Source organism: Chroococcidiopsis sp. TS-821, assembly GCF_002939305.1.
In the GTDB taxonomy this organism is placed as follows: domain Bacteria; phylum Cyanobacteriota; class Cyanobacteriia; order Cyanobacteriales; family Chroococcidiopsidaceae; genus Chroogloeocystis.
This window is the reverse complement of the sequence record NZ_MVDI01000002.1, coordinates 240,216-255,629: the sequence shown is the minus strand read 5'-3', so window position 1 is coordinate 255,629 and position 15,414 is coordinate 240,216. Positions and strand designations below refer to the sequence as shown.

Genomic DNA, 15,414 nt, shown 5'->3' with positions numbered 1-15,414 from the left:
GTTCCCAAAGTTTCTTGGCTTAGACTTAAGCTACACTAAATTGGTTCCCTTTTGCTGGATTGCGGGATCGAGATAGGAATAGCCGTAGTTAGCGCTCTTCTAGAGCAGAGGATCCCAATTTTTTGTCTAAAAACTAGCGATTGAATCATCAGAAATCGAATCATTGCTTTTGACTTCTGATGCTTGTTCTGTTGGTAATCCTGCCTCGCGAGCATTCAGAGCTTGCAGTGCAGCTTCTAAGTCTGTGGTCAGCGCTTTAGCATTTTGCTTGATTGAGCCTGTATTATAATCTGCAACTGATATTGGCGAGCCAATGCGAATTGTTACTTCGCAGCCCCATCGAGGGTAAGGTTGACTATAACACAAGTGGATTGGCACAATTTTGACTCCTAATCCAGGCTGGCTTGATTCTGCACTCAAAGCAATACGCGCTAGTCCTGGCTTGAGGGGATGAAGCTTACCATCACGAAAAATGTTGCCTTCTGGAAAAATCACCATCATTTCTCCTGCTTGCAGTAGCTCGACTCCATGACGCAGCGTAGAAATCGCCGGATGCTTCGTATCGATTGGAAATCCTCCCAAGCGGCGGATAAACCAACCCTGGATGCCTCGCACTTCATCTGCAGATACCATGAAGCGTAAGTCTCTTCCCGTTACAAGTCTGCCTGTAGCATAAGGTACTAGTAGAGCATCCCAACGCGAGCGATGTGTCGGTGCAAGAATCACTGGTCCTGTAGTAGGTAGGTTTTCTTGTCCGATGACTTCAAGTTTACTAAAGAAAAATGGCAAGACAACATGACTTCCCAACGGATAGACAAGCTGAGCTAACCAAGGTGAAACACGAGATGTATTAGAGGAAGTAGGAGGAGCCACCTTGGTTTTCATGCGTGTTTCCAATGAACCTACAATAACAAAAGGAGGAAAGTCGAGCTGAATCATAACGGTGGCTAGTAAAGGCAAGCAACAATTGTGGCAATAACATTTCTTCTTCCACCGTAATTTTTCTGTCGCAAAATGTCTTGTGTTTCCAGGACACTTTTAGTAGCGTCATGAGGAGCGAGTAAGTGGCAAGCGATCGGTTTTGAGTTGTGAATTAAAGAAATATTTTTAACTTTAGAATCATAACTCTTCGTCTTTCGCGGCTTTTTTGTGCTTCAGTTGTCGCTGCTTGGCAAACCATGCTTGGAGTTGGGCGCGACACGTTGATTCGAGAATACCGCCAATAACTGCGATGCGGTGATACGAGCACGCACTATCGGGGATGTTCGCCACTGTGCGAATTGCTCCAGTTTTGGGATCGTCTGCGCCATAAACGATTAATTTCAGCCGAGCTTGGATAATTGCACCTGCGCACATTGGGCAGGGTTCTAAGGTTACATAAAGCGTGCAGTTGCTGAGGTACCAATTGTGCAGAACTTGACCGGCTTGGCGTAAAGCTAGAATTTCAGCATGAGCTGTAGGATCTTTATCTCTTTCTCGGCGGTTTTGTGCACTTGCAACAAAATTGCCTGCGGAGTCAACAATCACCGCTCCTACAGGTACTTCATTTGCCTCTCCTGCTGCTTGCGCAAGCGCGATCGCTTGACTCATCCATTGGCGATGTATGAGATATTCTGGATGGTCAATAATTGGCGTAGAATTCACAATCTAAACAGCTGCTGGTTGCGCTAACAAAGCGTCTAATTGTCCTTGTGCATTTAGCTGATATAAGTCGTCACAGCCGCCGACATGCCGATCGTTGATAAAAATTTGCGGCACCGTGCGTCGCCCCTTGGCGCGTTCTGCCATCTGATTTCGGGCAGCTGAATTGCCGTCAATCTTGTATTCCGTAAAATTGACACCTTTCCACCACAAAAGTAGTTTGGCGCGAATGCAATACGGGCACATCTGCCAAGTGTAAATTTCTACATTCGCTTTAACTTGTTCAGGATGGCGATTGAGAAGTAAATTGAGGTCAAACATAATGAAAGGTTAGGAATCGGGAATCAAAGGTGAGAAATACAACGAAATAAAGTTGCAAGGTGATGTTTTCTGCAGATTTATGCTATCTACTAGCTTAGATCAACTTAGAAAGCAGTACGTGATGAAGCTTTACAGCAGAATTTGCCGCTGAAAAATTAAGAAAAAAACACTCAACTCTAGCTGTTCAATACCGCTTCGCTCAACAAAGGAAAAGAGCACATCTTTTACATAGCTCCTCCTTGCTCCTAGTAATCAGCAGCAAAACTTAACACCAACTCTGGCAACACCTCTCGGCATAGGTATCCTCCCTTTGGTAGACTTGAGAACTGGAATCGCTCGAAGAACAATAGTTGTAGCCAGCAGTTGGGAGGAAAGAGTTAGTGGAAAACACATTGGGGTTAGAAATTATTGAAGTTGTCGAACAAGCTGCGATCGCCAGTGCGCGCTGGATGGGCAAAGGCGAAAAAAACACCGCTGACCAAGTTGCTGTAGAAGCAATGCGCGAGCGAATGAACAAAATCTACATGCGGGGTCGCATTGTTATCGGTGAAGGCGAACGCGATGATGCTCCGATGCTTTATATCGGAGAAGAAGTCGGCATTTGTACCCGCGAAGATGCCAAAGAATACTGTAACCCCGACGAGTTAGTCGAAATCGATATCGCTGTTGACCCTTGTGAAGGTACGAACTTAGTCGCCTACGGACAAAATGGCTCGATGGCGGTGCTGGCGATTTCCGAAAAAGGTGGTTTGTTTGCAGCACCTGACTTCTACATGAAAAAATTGGCTGCGCCACCTCTAGCACGCGGTCATGTTGATATCAATAAATCGGCTACCGAAAACCTGAAAATTCTTTCTGAGTGCTTAAATCGTGCAATTGAAGAATTAGTCGTGGTTGTTATGGATCGCCCCCGCCACAAAGAGTTAATTCAGGAAATTCGCCAAGCGGGTGCGCGAGTACGCCTAATTAGCGATGGTGATGTTTCGGCCGCAATTTCTTGTGCCTTTTCAGGAACAAACGTTCATGCATTAATGGGCATTGGAGCAGCTCCCGAAGGCGTCATTTCGGCTGCTGCTTTGCGGTGTTTAGGCGGACACTTCCAAGGTCAACTGATCTACGATCCAGAAGTAGTAAAAACAGGTTTGATCGGTGAAAGCAAAGAAAGCAACATCGCACGACTCAAGGAAATGGGCATTGACAACCCAGATAAAGTTTACAATGCTGATGAGCTAGCATCTGGCGATACTGTACTATTTGCGGCTTGCGGCATTACTCCAGGAACTTTGATGGAAGGTGTCCGTTTCTTTAAGGGAGGCGCGCGCACTCAAAGTTTGGTTATCTCCAGCCAGTCTCGAACAGCGCGTTTTGTCGATACAATTCACATGTTTGAAGAACCAAAGACGTTGCAACTGCGATAAACCGCAAAGCATGAGGCAAGAGGATAGCTCCTAAATCCCGTAAAATATAAATCTACAACGGGATTGCCTCGTAATTACAATTTAGTTTACGCTAACTCACTGCAGTTAATGCAGTTAGGTTAGAAAAAAGCAAATCCTTCAATCCTTAGCTTGCGACATTACTTATGAGCAAGCACTTAGTATAAAAAAATTTTGTTTAGGAAATAGGAAAGCGGTAAACCCCGCCCCGCTTTCCTCCCTATCTCGCCAAGGTAGGGTATCCAGCGGGCAATAAGAATGAATATTGCGGTAGTGGGACTCAGTCATAAAACAGCCCCAGTCGAAGTTAGAGAAAAGCTAAGTATTCCAGAATCACAAACTGAAAGCGCGATCGCGCATCTCCTAACATATCCACACATTGAAGAAGTTGCGATTCTCAGCACGTGCAACCGCCTAGAAATTTATATTGTCGCGCGGGAAACACAGCAGGGTATTCAAGAAGTTACCCAGTTTTTGGCAGAGCATAGTAAACTTCCTGCGTCAAGCTTGCGGCAACATTTATTTATCTTTCTGCATGAAGATGCCGTGATGCACTTGATGCGCGTCGCAGCGGGATTGGACAGCTTGGTATTAGGAGAAGGGCAGATTCTAGCCCAGGTAAAGCAAACACACAAGCTAGGGCAACAATACAACGGCATTAAATTAATTCTTAACAAACTATTTAAACAAGCGCTCACGGCTGGAAAGCGCGTCCGTACAGAAACAAGTATTGGGACAGGCGCAGTGTCAATTAGTTCGGCAGCAGTCGAACTAGCACAGCTAAAAGTTCAAAATCTCGCTGCTTGTCGGGTGACGATCGTTGGCGCGGGTAAGATGTCGCGCTTACTCGTACAGCATCTCATTGCCAAAGGCGCAGCCCAAATTTGTATCATCAATCGTTCGCGACAACGCGCGGAAGAATTAGCAAATCAATTTCGCCAAATCGACTTGCAGTTATACTCGATGTCCGAAATGATGTCAGTGATGGCAACGTCAGATTTAGTATTTACAAGTACCGCAGCGACAGAACCACTATTGGATCGCGCGAAGCTAGAAGCAGCGTTAGAACCTAATCGTCCTTTAATGTTGTTTGATATTTCGGTTCCCAGGAACGTTCATGCGGACGTGAATGAGTTATCCTTTGTGCAAGCCTTCAACGTCGATGACTTGAAAGCTGTTGTTGCACAAAATCATGAAAGCCGCCGCCGCATGGCAATGGAAGCCGAAAAACTTCTAGAAGAAGAAGTGAATGCATTTGAGGTATGGTGGCGATCGCTCGATACCGTCACGACAATTAGCTGTTTGCGCGACAAAGTAGAAACAATTCGCGAACAAGAATTAGAAAAGGCATTATCGCGGCTCGGGTCAGAATTTGCGGAAAAACATCAAGAAGTGATCGAAGCATTAACACGCGGAATTGTGAACAAAATCCTGCACGATCCGATGGTACAACTGCGATCGCAGCAAGATATCGAAGCCCGCAAGCGCTGTATGCAAACCTTGCAAATGTTGTTTAACCTAGATGTAGGAGAACAATTTAGTTAAGGGTTAATTGGTAATTGGTAATTGGTGATTGGGGTTATATTCTTGTCTTAACCCATTACCGATGACCCATTACCCACCTCCTGATTATGTCTAAAACTTTCGGGAAACGCATTTTTTCGCCACTGGCAATTCTCATCGGCGCGTGGATAGTTATTGAGCTAGTCACGCGGTTTATTGGTGAGTGGCTGTGGTTTCAGGAAGTTGGTTATTTATCCGTTTTTCTCATCCGGTTGCGGACGCAGATAGGATTGTGGGCGCTTGTCTTTTTTCCTTCGGTGGCGTTTTTGTTTGGCAATTTAGCGATCGCGCAACGTCTCAAATATTCCAAGTACGAACTTACTCAAACAACGAGGAGAGATAGCTACCCATCACCAAAAAGCTTCGGTCTGCGCTGGCTACTCACGCTTATTCTTTTGTTATGCGTGTTGGTGGGATTAATCCTGGGGTACTACTTGTATGAATTATTGAGTATTTGGCAGCCTCAATTTCGCGTTCCACCAGTCTTCCAATTACAATCATGGTTGCCTATTGTTCACTTCTTCCAACAAATCGGGCAATCACTGCCATTTCCCATTCCCTATTGGCAAGTTATTGTCATTGTAGGATTGTCGCTGGCTTTGGGTTTGGGAGGTTTGAGTACAGCAATTTTAGCAGGTCCGTATTTTTGGTTAAGACTGATCGCCCTTGTAATTAGTTTAAGTATTGCCCTCATCACTGCGTATCGTTGGGATACAGTCTTGAAGTACTTCTATCCCACCAGTTTTAATGAAGTCGATCCGCTATTCGAGCGCGATATCAGCTTTTATGTGTTTTCGCTACCAGTCTGGGAACTCTTGCGATTTTGGATTTTAGGATTGTCTCTGTACGGTTTAGTCGCAGTTACTTTAACTTATCTACTCGCAGGCAATACACTAAGCCAAGGTAAATTTCCAGGATTTTCCCTAGCGCAAATTCGTCATCTAGACATTTTAGGTAGCTTTGTTTGTGGGGCAGTTGCGCTGCATTATTGGTTGGGACGTTACGGACTACTTTACTCTACGCGTGGTGCTACCTATGGTGCAAGCTTTACAGACGTTACCGTTGATTACCCAGTTTACACCGCGCTCAGTCTAGGTTCAGCCGCAATTTCGCTCATCTTAATTTGGCAAGCCATTTTCTCCACCAACAGGCGTTCTCCTTGGCGTCCTTTGCGCCTTGGGGGTTCGTTTATTTCTGGCGCGGTTTTGTATGTCACCGTGATTGCGATCGCCACCTACACCGTTCCCACGATTGTACAACGGCTAGTTGTCGAACCTAACGAACTCGCACGCGAAACGCCCTACATCCAGCGCAGTATTGCTTACACGCGTCAAGCGTTTGATTTAACCCGAATTGAGGTAGAAACCTTTAACCCGCAACCAACGCTAACCGCTGCTGACTTAGAAGAAAACGATCTCACAATTCGCAATATTCGCTTGTGGGATACGCGCCCTTTACTGGAAACGAATCGTCAACTACAGCAAATTCGTACGTATTACAGCTTCCCGTATGCGGATATCGATCGTTACACGCTCCTCAGCACAGTTCCTGGCGAAACAACCGAACGCCGCCAAACGATCATTGCTGCTCGCGAACTCGACTATAACGCTATTCCCCCACAGGCACAAACTTGGGTCAACCAACATCTTGTCTATACGCACGGCTACGGCTTTACCCTAAGTCCAGTCAATACTGTAGCTCCCGGAGGCTTGCCAGACTACTTTATTCAAAATATTGGTGTTGATGGTGAAGATGGGGCTTTAGAAATTGCCAATGAACAAATTCGCGCCAGTGTTCCTATCGGACAGCCACGTATCTACTACGGAGAAATTACGAATAATTACATCATGACAGGTACGCGCGTCCAGGAGTTGGATTATCCCAGTGGCAATGAAAACGTCTACACCACGTATGACGGTCGTGGCGGAATCGGGATCGGCGCATTTTGGCGGCGGCTATTATTTGCGCAATATCTCAAAGACTGGCAAATGCTGCTGACGCAGGATTTTACGCCGCAAACAAGATTGCTATTTCGACGTAATATTAGACACCGAGTGCAAGCGATCGCCCCGTTTTTGCGGTACGACAGAGATCCCTATTTAGTCGCAGCAGATGGTGGTAATACGACACTGACAGGTGAAAATACTTATTTGTATTGGATTATAGATGCGTATACAACCAGCGATCGCTATCCGTACTCCGACCCTGTTGCCGATGACTTTAACTATATTCGCAACTCGGTTAAAGTTGTCATTGATGCTTACAACGGCTCAGTAGATTTTTACATTGCCGATCCTACTGATCCCATCATTCATACAATATCAGCAATTTTTCCTGGGTTCTTAAAACCACTAGAGGCGATGCCAGCAGCTTTACGCAGTCATATTCGTTACCCCATTGATCTTTTTAGTACGCAGGCTGAGCATTTGTTAGCGTATCACATGATTGATGCCCAGGTCTTTTATAATCGCGAAGATTTGTGGCGAATTCCCACAGAAATTTATGGTACCCAACCACAACCAGTCCAACCGTATTTTTTAATTACGCGCATTCCCACAGAAGAAACCGAGGAATTTATTCTGCTCATACCATTTAACCCCGTATTACGTCCTAACTTAATTGGTTGGCTAGCAGCGCGTTCTGATGGCGAACAGTACGGTCGGCTGTTGTTATATGAGTTTCCGAAACAACTTCTCGTTTTTGGACCTGAGCAAGTTGAAGCAAGGATTAACCAAGATCCTGTAATTTCACAGCAAATTTCACTATGGAATCGTCAAGGTTCGCGCGTGATTCAAGGAAATTTACTAGTTATCCCTATAGAAGAGTCTTTGTTGTACGTAGAACCGCTTTATTTAGAGGCAGAAGAAAACAGTTTACCAACATTTGTGCGAGTGATTGTTGCCTACGAAAACCGCATTGTAATGGCAGAAACATTGCAACAAGCACTCGATGGTATTTTCCAGCCAGAAACAACGCCTGCAACACCCATTATTCGTCCTGTGGAGGAGAATTAAGTGAACTATAAGAGGTCAAGGGGAGAAGAGTTATGAGTTATGACCATATTGACTATTACTGTCAGTGGTGATAAAGACTTTCCCCGTGTCCAAATCGTAGCGACCGCCAACTATTTTCAGTTTGCCCGATCGCAGCCGTTCGCTTAAGAGTGGCGATCGCCTAAGTGTTGCAATTTGATATTGCACATTCGCAATCACCGCATTATCAACCGCATCGCCTGGTTGTTCCTTAACTCGATCAACCGCTGGCAAAATTGCCTTCACAAAGCTACCAATCTCACCAGGTAATGCTTGATTTTCCACCGCAGCAGTAACCGCACCGCAGCGCTCGTGACCCAACACCATTAACACAGGAGTGCCTAATAAGACAACCGCGTACTCAATACTACCGATCGCCTCAGGCGTAGCAATATTTCCTGCAATGCGAACATCAAAGATATCGCCAATACCTTGATCGAAAATAATCTCGGCAGGTACGCGCGAATCAGCACAACTCAAAATCGTGGCAAATGGGTGCTGGGCTTGCGCCACTTCCTGCAATCGTTCTGGCGATTGATCTGGATATTCTGGATGGTGTTCGGCAAATCGCAGATTTCCCGCAATGAGCTTTTGCAAAGCGGCGTCGGGATCGAGTGATTGCACAATTGGTTTTGCAGCTTGCGCGGGTTTAGCACGCCAGAAAATATCATTCGCCGTTACAAGTAAACCAACTGTTCCCAATCGCAAGAAGTCACGGCGTTGGATAGAATGCTTTACTAATTTCATGTTTTCTTAAAAATCTCTCTCCTCTGCTTTTGAAGCTGCTGAGATCGTAGGTTTTTAACCAGATCTGATACTACATCGAAGCAACACATTTTACCGAGCGAATTTCCATCGCATCAGTGATGTAACAGGTTCCCCCAAATTTATTAAGTAGCGGTCTAATATTCTCCACGACAGGTTTGAGTAGTTCCGGCTTACAAAATGCGATGATGTACACATTGTCAAGCATCGTCATGTCGAGATCTTCACCTTCGCGCAATCCTTTTCCAGCAACATTGCGAATCACTGCATGACCGCGAACGCCTGCTTTGTCTAAACCTTCTAAAATTTTGCCAAGCTCAAACGAGTTCGCAATAATTTCTATTCTTTTGACAAGGTGCATACGATTATCTCCACAACAGTTCAATTCCGTATAGATAGAGCGGAATGCCAACAATGATATTGAACGGGAATGTGACGGCTAAAGCAGTAGAAACATAGAGACTGGGATTGGCTTCGGGAACCGTTAGCCGCATCGCTGCTGGAACCGCAATATACGAAGCGCTAGCACACAGCACTGCAAACAAGAGTGCATCGCCTTGCGGCATTCCAATAAACTTAGCGATAGATAAACCAATAGCTGCGTTAAGGATTGGAATCAAGATGGCAAAAAAGATGAGGAAAACTCCCGTTTTTTGCAAGTCTTTAATTCGGCGCGCCGCAACGAGTCCCATATCCAGCAAGAAGAAGGCAAGAACGCCATAGAACATTCCTTGAGTAAAAGGTTCCATGACCTGCCAGCCGTGTTCTCCAGTCAAGATCCCAATCAGCAGACTGCCAACGAGGAGAAAGACGGAACTATTCAAAAATGCTTCTTGCAACACTTCTGACCAAGCAACTTCGCGGTTGCTATCGGTAGTGAAAAGATTGACTAAGATTAAACCAATAATAATTGCGGGAGATTCCATCAGCGCGAGGGCGGCGACCATGTAACCATCAAAATCAATTCCCAGTTCTGTGAGAAAGGCACTAGCCGTAATGAAGGTGACTGCGCTAATCGAGCCATATGTAGCGGCGATCGCTGCTGAGTCGTAATGATCCAACTTCAACCTCAGGATGAAAAAAGTATAAATTGGCACAAAACATGCCATTAACATTGCAGCTAATAGTGTCAGAACAACCGCTTGTGTTACCCCACTTTTAGCGAGTTCTACGCCTCCCTTAAATCCGATCGCCAGCAGCAGATAAAGCGAGAGGAGTTTGGGGACAGGAGCGGGAATTTCTAAATCCGACTTGACAAAAACAGCACTCATGCCCAAGAAGAAAAATAAGACAGGCGGATTCAGGATGTTGGATACAATCAAGCTACCATCCATCTCCAATCCTCCTCACGCCAATAAAATCGAAACTTTAAAAATTGCATGACAAAAGGCTTGCGCAACCATTGAATCATGATGTATCGCGTACAGTTACCCTCTGTCAATATAAATTGATAATGCCTCTTGTAGCGCAATTGCATGACCAATTTGTAGATTTGTGCCAAGCCGCTAACTGCCATCGAGGCTGGTGAAATACTGAAATGAAGTGTTTGCAATAGCACATTAATGATGCAATTTTCTTCGCAATTTTACGGTGATGAGCGAGGTTTACTCTTTTGCCAACTACATCCGCGGTATCGGACGCTCCATTTTTAAAAAACTTTGTGAAGTGTGTTGAGTTGTAATAAATTGTAATATTCGGGCGATTGCTTTTGTCAAAACCTTGTATTTCCTGCCTATTAGCCTAGATTTTTAACATATCAAAATGGTGAAATGAATGCTAATAGTTAGCGGCTAACTCCCTAAATACCCGATAACGACAACCGCCAAGCAGACAATTTTGGCGACAACTTCAGAATTTTTAACACAAATCTTAAGCAAATCGTTTTACTGTAACGATTTAGTGGCTCTAATTTGCCGTTATTGATACTTCAGCAGTAAAAAATTAAGATTGGGAATTTTAGCATGAGCAGTAATTTAGCAACAAAATTGCGCGAGGGGACAAAAAAAGCCCATACGATGGCAGAAAACGTTGGTTTTGTAAAGTGCTTTCTCAAGGGAGTCGTCGAAAAAAATTCGTACCGCAAGCTAGTCGGCAATTTCTACTTTGTCTACTCGGCGATGGAAGAGGAAATGGAGCGGCATCAGCAGCACCCAATCATATCAAAAATTTATTTCAAACAACTGAATAGACAGCGCAGCCTAGAACAAGACTTGAGTTACTACTATGGTCCTAACTGGAGAGAACAAGTTGAACCGACTCCCGGTGGTGAAACGTATGTTAAGCGCATTCGCGAAATCTCGAATACGGCGCCAGAGCTCTTAGTTGCGCACTCTTATACGCGTTACATTGGCGATCTCTCTGGCGGACAAATTTTGAAAAACATTGCTCAACGCGCAATGAACTTATCAGAGGGACAAGGTGTCGCGTTTTACGAATTTAAAGATATTCCCGACGAAAAAGCATTTAAAGCCACTTACCGTCAAGCATTGAACGAACTACCCATTGATGAAGCCACTGCCGATCGCATTGTGGATGAAGCCAATGCAGCTTTTGGGTTGAATATGAAGCTGTTTAACGAGCTAGAAGGCAACTTGATCAAAGCTATTGGTCAAATGCTATACAATAGCCTGACACGCCGTCGTACGCGCGGTAGCACTGAATTGGCAACTGCTGAATAGATGAGATAATAACTCATATAATCGTTGAATAATTTTGAGGGGCAGTACCCTTGAGATGACTTGGATATTAATTCAGGCGATCGCAAGGAGATTGCCCCACTGTTGTCTCTCAAAGTAAAAATGGCACTTAAAAAAATTCCGGTTACGATCGTCACTGGCTTTCTTGGTAGCGGTAAAACGACACTCATTCGCAACTTACTACAAAACAACCAAGGTAGACGCATCGCGGTTCTTGTCAACGAATTTGGCGAGTTAGGAATCGATGGCGAGTTACTCAAATCTTGTCAAATCTGTCCCGAAGATGGTGACGGTACAGATAATATTGTTGAACTCACGAATGGGTGCTTGTGCTGTACGGTGCAAGAAGAGTTTTTACCGACGATGCAGCAGCTATTACAGCGGCGTGACAGCATTGACTGTATCTTAATCGAAACTTCGGGTTTAGCCCTCCCCAAGCCTCTTGTAAAAGCCTTTCGTTGGCACGAAATTCGTAACGCTGCGACTGTCGATGCTGTTATTACTGTAGTCGATTGCGCCGCCGTTGCCGCCGGAACTTTTGCCAGCGATCCGGAAGCTGTTGAACGCGATCGCCAAGCCGACCCAAACTTAGAACACGAAACACCCTTACAAGAATTATTTGAAGATCAACTCGCGTGTGCGGATTTAGTCGTTTTAAACAAAACAGATTTAGTCGATAGCGCAACTCAAGCAGAGATTGTTGACTTAGTGCGGCAAGAATTACCAAGAGTCGTCAAAATCGTCGCGTCCACAAACGGACAAATCGACACTGATATTCTTCTCGGATTCAATGCTGCTGTAGAAGACGACTTAGCCGCACGTCCTAGCCACCATGATACTGAAGAAGACCACGACCACGACGACGAAATTACCTCGACACATTTAGTTCTTAATCGCAGCTTCGATCCGCAAAAACTCCAAAAGGAACTGCAAACCTTAACCCAAGAACAAGAAATTTATCGCATAAAAGGCTTTGTCGCTGTACCAAATAAGCCAATGCGTCTCGTATTACAAGGAGTCGGCGGACGCTTTGAACAATTTTATGACCGGATGTGGCAACCGGAAGAACCGCAGCAAACCAAATTAGTCTTTATTGGGCGTAACTTGAAAAAAGAAGCGATTGAGTCGCACTTAGGCGTGGTTAGTGGTAATAGGTAATAGGTAATAGGTAGATGGCAGAATTAACGAGCTAGTTATCAAAATATGACTTTATCATCAAAGCTAAAGGCGCTAGCGCAATATCTAACTGGCGAATTTACGAATCAAGAACAAGCGATCGCTGAACCTGCTTGGTATGTTCATCTGCGTCTTTGGCATCAACCTGTACCGCTATTTAGCGAAGATAGTTTTACACTGTTTGCCGAACAAGCAAATATCGTTAAACTCGATCAACCTTATCGACAGCGCCTAATTCGTATCCAACAGCGCCCTGACGACCTTGCACTGCAAGTACAGTACTATATGCCTAAAAATCCTACTGCGCTTCGCGGTGCGGGTGCTAACCCCGATCTTCTCAAAAAGCTAACACCTGAAGACTTTGAGTTACTTCCAGGGTGTCTTCTCGATGTCACCGTCAACCAACTCGAACGCGATCGCTATCATTTTCAAGCCACTCTACCAAGCGATCGCCGTTGCTGTTTTTCCTACGCAGGTAATACCGTACAAGTCTCCATCGGCTTTGAAGCTTCTTTTGAAGAATTTTTAAGCTACGACAAAGGAATCGACTCCACAACAGGGAAAGCCACCTGGGGAGCGATTCTTGGTCCATACCGCTTTCGTAAGATGAGGGGTGAGGGGTAAGTGAAGAGCGATCGGTACAAAAGAATCTTGTTATACCCCCCATGTCCCTCTAAGTCTAGCCTTGCCAATTCGCCCAGTCTTGCGGTTTTAAGAACGTTTCGTACAATTCAGCTTCGGGAGTATTGGGTTCGGGTTCGTAGCAGTATTCCCAGCGTACCAAAGGCGGTAGCGACATTAAAATTGACTCGGTACGTCCGTTCGTTTGGAGACCGAAAATCGTGCCTCGGTCGTAAACTAAATTAAACTCTACATACCGACCGCGACGATATAGCTGAAAATTCCGTTCGCGATCGCCGTATTCCATCTCTTTCCGGCGCTTGACAATTGGTGCATATGCTGGTATAAAGGCATCACCGCAATCACGCACAAAAGCAAATAAATCTTCCCAGCTGCGCTGTGGTAGATCGCCTAATGAGTGACTATACACCGCCGCCGCACCATCAGGAGAAGGACCGCGATACAACTGTCCCTGACCATCTTGGTAGTCAAAAAAGATACCACCAACACCGCGAGTTTCTTGACGATGTTTGAGGTAAAAGTATTCGTCACACCAGCGTTTAAAAGTTGGGTAGTATTCTTTGTGATGCGCGTCGCAGGCTTGCTTGAGTGTGGTATGAAAATGTGCTGCATCCTCTGCAAACGGGTAGTAAGGTGTTAAATCTGCACCACCGCCAAACCACCAAACTGGACCTGCTTCAAAGTAACGATAGTTTAAGTGAACCGTTGGGACATACGGATTGCGCGGATGTAAGACTAACGAAGTTCCTGTCGCGAACCATTGATGTCCAGCCGCTTCGGGGCGCTGCGCCAAAATCGAGGGTGGTAAATGCGTTCCCCAAACCTCAGAAAAATTCACTCCGCCTTGTTCAAAAATAGCGCCATCACGCATCACGCGCGATCGCCCGCCGCCACCTTCTTCGCGTTCCCATGAATCTTGGCGAAACTTACCGACACCGTCGAGTTGCTCTAATTCCTCGCAGATTTTATCTTGCAGATTCTGCATCAGCTGCTTAACTCGAACTTTAGCATCTTCTGGTGGTGGAGATTGGGAGGAAGCTATCTGAGGATTTAAAGCAGTCGTCATAAGTCAACTTAAATTTCTTAAAAGCAATATTTCCAGACTTGTGTCAGGCTGAGTCTATAAAATTGTTTGCTATTACATTGCTCAGCTAAGGCACAAGTAACAATTGTGCCTTGTTCTGTACCTTCAATTTTAAAATGCAACAATTCTTTCCAGATTCTAGTTGTGTCGTATAGTAACGATTATCTACAATGCATTTGTCTATCTTCTGATGGCACTTGGTTTAACGCTCGTAACTTTTATCAAGTTCTACCCTGTGGGAGAAGACAAAAACCGAGCATTCGCTAATCAGGTGACAAATAAATAGTTGAAAAACGTAGTAACAATCCTTAAAGTTAGCAGGAATTGAAATTTTGCAACAAACGTACTAGATTTTAGCGGAGGAGTCTAAAAAAACTAGGCTACATTGAGCGCTCAAACTCAGTAGCGATCGCCAATAAACAAACTAAGTTTTGGCACGCTACAGACAGGAGGATTAGAAAGATGCTAGGCTGCTTGTCCAAAATTATTCACCGTAGAGGTCGTCGGGTTCAATATTCTTTGGTACGAACATATCGAGAAATCAGTTCAGCTTCGGTGGATGAGCTTTGGCAAAAAGTCGTCAATTTGGCAGATGTTTCTTGGCATCCTTTGCTCACTAGCACCAATGTTCCCAACGGACTAGTACCCAAACCAGGTTTAATCTTCCAAGCAGTGACGCGCTTAGGTCCCATTCCAATTCGGATTTTTGTCGAACGCGTGCATCCTAGAGAAATGATGAGCGTGCGCGTGTTATCAATTCCAGGAATCGAAGAACGCGTCATTTATCGCGTCGAGTCAACGGTGTGCGGTAATTGTGTTTCCTACTCAGTGACACTAAATGGTTGGTTATCACCTTTGATCTGGTCTTTAATTCGACCTCGTGCGGCAAAAGTTGCGTCGGCTTTAGCAGCGGCGGCAGAAAAAGCGGCAAATACGGCACTCTCAACCGAACCGAAGCCTTTAAATGATAGGTGTTTTGATTTTTGATAAGGAAGGCAGGGGGTAGGTGTGCTTGCCAAGCTCAAATATATAAGCGCCGTCAAAGTTACTTATCAATA

Annotated in this window: 14 protein-coding genes; 7 read left to right on the top strand and 7 right to left on the bottom strand. The window is 45.0% G+C overall.

Translation table 11 applies throughout. From position 1 onward, the window contains the following. Positions 1-126: 126 nt before the first annotated feature. The 3 genes from B1A85_RS08750 to grxC all read right to left on the bottom strand — a co-directional run bounded on the left by B1A85_RS08750 (position 127) and on the right by grxC (position 1,962). Positions 127-885 carry a 1-acyl-sn-glycerol-3-phosphate acyltransferase gene (locus tag B1A85_RS08750; protein ID WP_210404318.1) on the bottom strand — a complete coding sequence of 253 codons (759 nt, stop codon included), beginning with the start codon at positions 883-885 and terminating at the stop codon, positions 127-129. Positions 886-1,119: 234 nt separating this feature from the next. Further along, entirely contained in the window at positions 1,120-1,644 is a 525-nt protein-coding gene (gene tadA, locus B1A85_RS08745) for a tRNA adenosine(34) deaminase TadA (RefSeq protein WP_246841377.1), read from the bottom strand. Between the two features lie 3 nt (positions 1,645-1,647). Further along, on the bottom strand, positions 1,648-1,962 hold the full coding sequence (grxC, locus tag B1A85_RS08740; protein WP_104546522.1) for a glutaredoxin 3: 315 nt from the start codon (positions 1,960-1,962) through the stop codon (positions 1,648-1,650). A gap of 380 nt (positions 1,963-2,342) precedes the next feature. Between grxC and glpX the strand changes: the two genes are divergently transcribed. The 3 genes from glpX (at position 2,343) to B1A85_RS08725 (ending at position 7,975) form a co-directional block, all read left to right on the top strand. After that, a complete protein-coding gene (gene glpX, locus B1A85_RS08735; RefSeq protein ID WP_104546521.1) occupies positions 2,343-3,380 on the top strand; it encodes a class II fructose-bisphosphatase in 1,038 nt (345 codons plus the stop codon). A gap of 276 nt (positions 3,381-3,656) precedes the next feature. Next, positions 3,657-4,943 carry a glutamyl-tRNA reductase gene (locus B1A85_RS08730; RefSeq protein ID WP_104546520.1) on the top strand — a complete coding sequence of 429 codons (1,287 nt, stop codon included), beginning with the start codon at positions 3,657-3,659 and terminating at the stop codon, positions 4,941-4,943. Between the two features lie 86 nt (positions 4,944-5,029). Continuing rightward, positions 5,030-7,975, top strand: coding sequence for a UPF0182 family protein (locus B1A85_RS08725; RefSeq protein WP_104546519.1), 2,946 nt, complete (start codon positions 5,030-5,032; stop codon positions 7,973-7,975). Positions 7,976-8,005: 30 nt separating this feature from the next. Here the strand turns inward: B1A85_RS08725 and B1A85_RS08720 are convergent, their stop codons facing one another. From B1A85_RS08720 to B1A85_RS08710, 3 genes are all read right to left on the bottom strand, one after another. Next, positions 8,006-8,740: a carbonic anhydrase gene (locus B1A85_RS08720; RefSeq protein WP_210404317.1), complete on the bottom strand. Its 735-nt coding sequence runs from the start codon at positions 8,738-8,740 to the stop codon at positions 8,006-8,008. A gap of 70 nt (positions 8,741-8,810) precedes the next feature. Next, positions 8,811-9,119 carry a P-II family nitrogen regulator gene (locus B1A85_RS08715; RefSeq protein ID WP_104546518.1) on the bottom strand — a complete coding sequence of 103 codons (309 nt, stop codon included), beginning with the start codon at positions 9,117-9,119 and terminating at the stop codon, positions 8,811-8,813. A gap of 4 nt (positions 9,120-9,123) precedes the next feature. After that, positions 9,124-10,092: a sodium-dependent bicarbonate transport family permease gene (locus tag B1A85_RS08710; protein WP_104546517.1), complete on the bottom strand. Its 969-nt coding sequence runs from the start codon at positions 10,090-10,092 to the stop codon at positions 9,124-9,126. 627 nt (positions 10,093-10,719) lie between these two features. On the opposite strand from B1A85_RS08710, the gene B1A85_RS08700 reads away from it, so the two are divergent. From B1A85_RS08700 to B1A85_RS08690, 3 genes are all read left to right on the top strand, one after another. Then, positions 10,720-11,436, top strand: coding sequence for a heme oxygenase (biliverdin-producing) (locus B1A85_RS08700; RefSeq protein WP_104546515.1), 717 nt, complete (start codon positions 10,720-10,722; stop codon positions 11,434-11,436). Positions 11,437-11,556: 120 nt separating this feature from the next. Beyond that, positions 11,557-12,612 carry a cobalamin biosynthesis protein CobW gene (gene cobW / locus B1A85_RS08695; RefSeq protein WP_104546514.1) on the top strand — a complete coding sequence of 352 codons (1,056 nt, stop codon included), beginning with the start codon at positions 11,557-11,559 and terminating at the stop codon, positions 12,610-12,612. A 45-nt stretch (positions 12,613-12,657) separates the two neighbouring features. Then, positions 12,658-13,254: a chromophore lyase CpcT/CpeT gene (locus B1A85_RS08690; RefSeq protein WP_104546513.1), complete on the top strand. Its 597-nt coding sequence runs from the start codon at positions 12,658-12,660 to the stop codon at positions 13,252-13,254. 55 nt (positions 13,255-13,309) lie between these two features. On the opposite strand, the gene hemF is transcribed toward B1A85_RS08690, so the two are convergent. Continuing rightward, a complete protein-coding gene (hemF, locus tag B1A85_RS08685) occupies positions 13,310-14,338 on the bottom strand; it encodes an oxygen-dependent coproporphyrinogen oxidase (protein WP_104546512.1) in 1,029 nt (342 codons plus the stop codon). A gap of 480 nt (positions 14,339-14,818) precedes the next feature. Between hemF and B1A85_RS08680 the strand changes: the two genes are divergently transcribed. After that, positions 14,819-15,343, top strand: a complete 525-nt coding sequence (locus B1A85_RS08680; protein ID WP_104546511.1) for a polyketide cyclase / dehydrase and lipid transport — start codon at positions 14,819-14,821, stop codon at positions 15,341-15,343. Positions 15,344-15,414: the final 71 nt, after the last annotated feature.

Excerpts from the sequence above, each read along its gene's own strand:
- B1A85_RS08710 (WP_104546517.1), bottom strand. The coding sequence starts at position 10,092 with ATGGATGGTAGCTTGATTGTATCCAACATCCTGAATCCGCCTGTCTTA.
- B1A85_RS08700 (WP_104546515.1), top strand. The coding sequence starts at position 10,720 with ATGAGCAGTAATTTAGCAACAAAATTGCGCGAGGGGACAAAAAAAGCC.
- B1A85_RS08720 (WP_210404317.1), bottom strand. The coding sequence starts at position 8,740 with ATGAAATTAGTAAAGCATTCTATCCAACGCCGTGACTTCTTGCGATTG.
- B1A85_RS08680 (WP_104546511.1), top strand. The coding sequence starts at position 14,819 with ATGCTAGGCTGCTTGTCCAAAATTATTCACCGTAGAGGTCGTCGGGTT.
- B1A85_RS08730 (WP_104546520.1), top strand. The coding sequence starts at position 3,657 with ATGAATATTGCGGTAGTGGGACTCAGTCATAAAACAGCCCCAGTCGAA.
- hemF (WP_104546512.1), bottom strand. The coding sequence starts at position 14,338 with ATGACGACTGCTTTAAATCCTCAGATAGCTTCCTCCCAATCTCCACCA.
- B1A85_RS08690 (WP_104546513.1), top strand. The coding sequence starts at position 12,658 with ATGACTTTATCATCAAAGCTAAAGGCGCTAGCGCAATATCTAACTGGC.
- B1A85_RS08750 (WP_210404318.1), bottom strand. The coding sequence starts at position 885 with ATGAAAACCAAGGTGGCTCCTCCTACTTCCTCTAATACATCTCGTGTT.
- cobW (WP_104546514.1), top strand. The coding sequence starts at position 11,557 with ATGGCACTTAAAAAAATTCCGGTTACGATCGTCACTGGCTTTCTTGGT.
- B1A85_RS08715 (WP_104546518.1), bottom strand. The coding sequence starts at position 9,119 with ATGCACCTTGTCAAAAGAATAGAAATTATTGCGAACTCGTTTGAGCTT.
- grxC (WP_104546522.1), bottom strand. The coding sequence starts at position 1,962 with ATGTTTGACCTCAATTTACTTCTCAATCGCCATCCTGAACAAGTTAAA.
- B1A85_RS08725 (WP_104546519.1), top strand. The coding sequence starts at position 5,030 with ATGTCTAAAACTTTCGGGAAACGCATTTTTTCGCCACTGGCAATTCTC.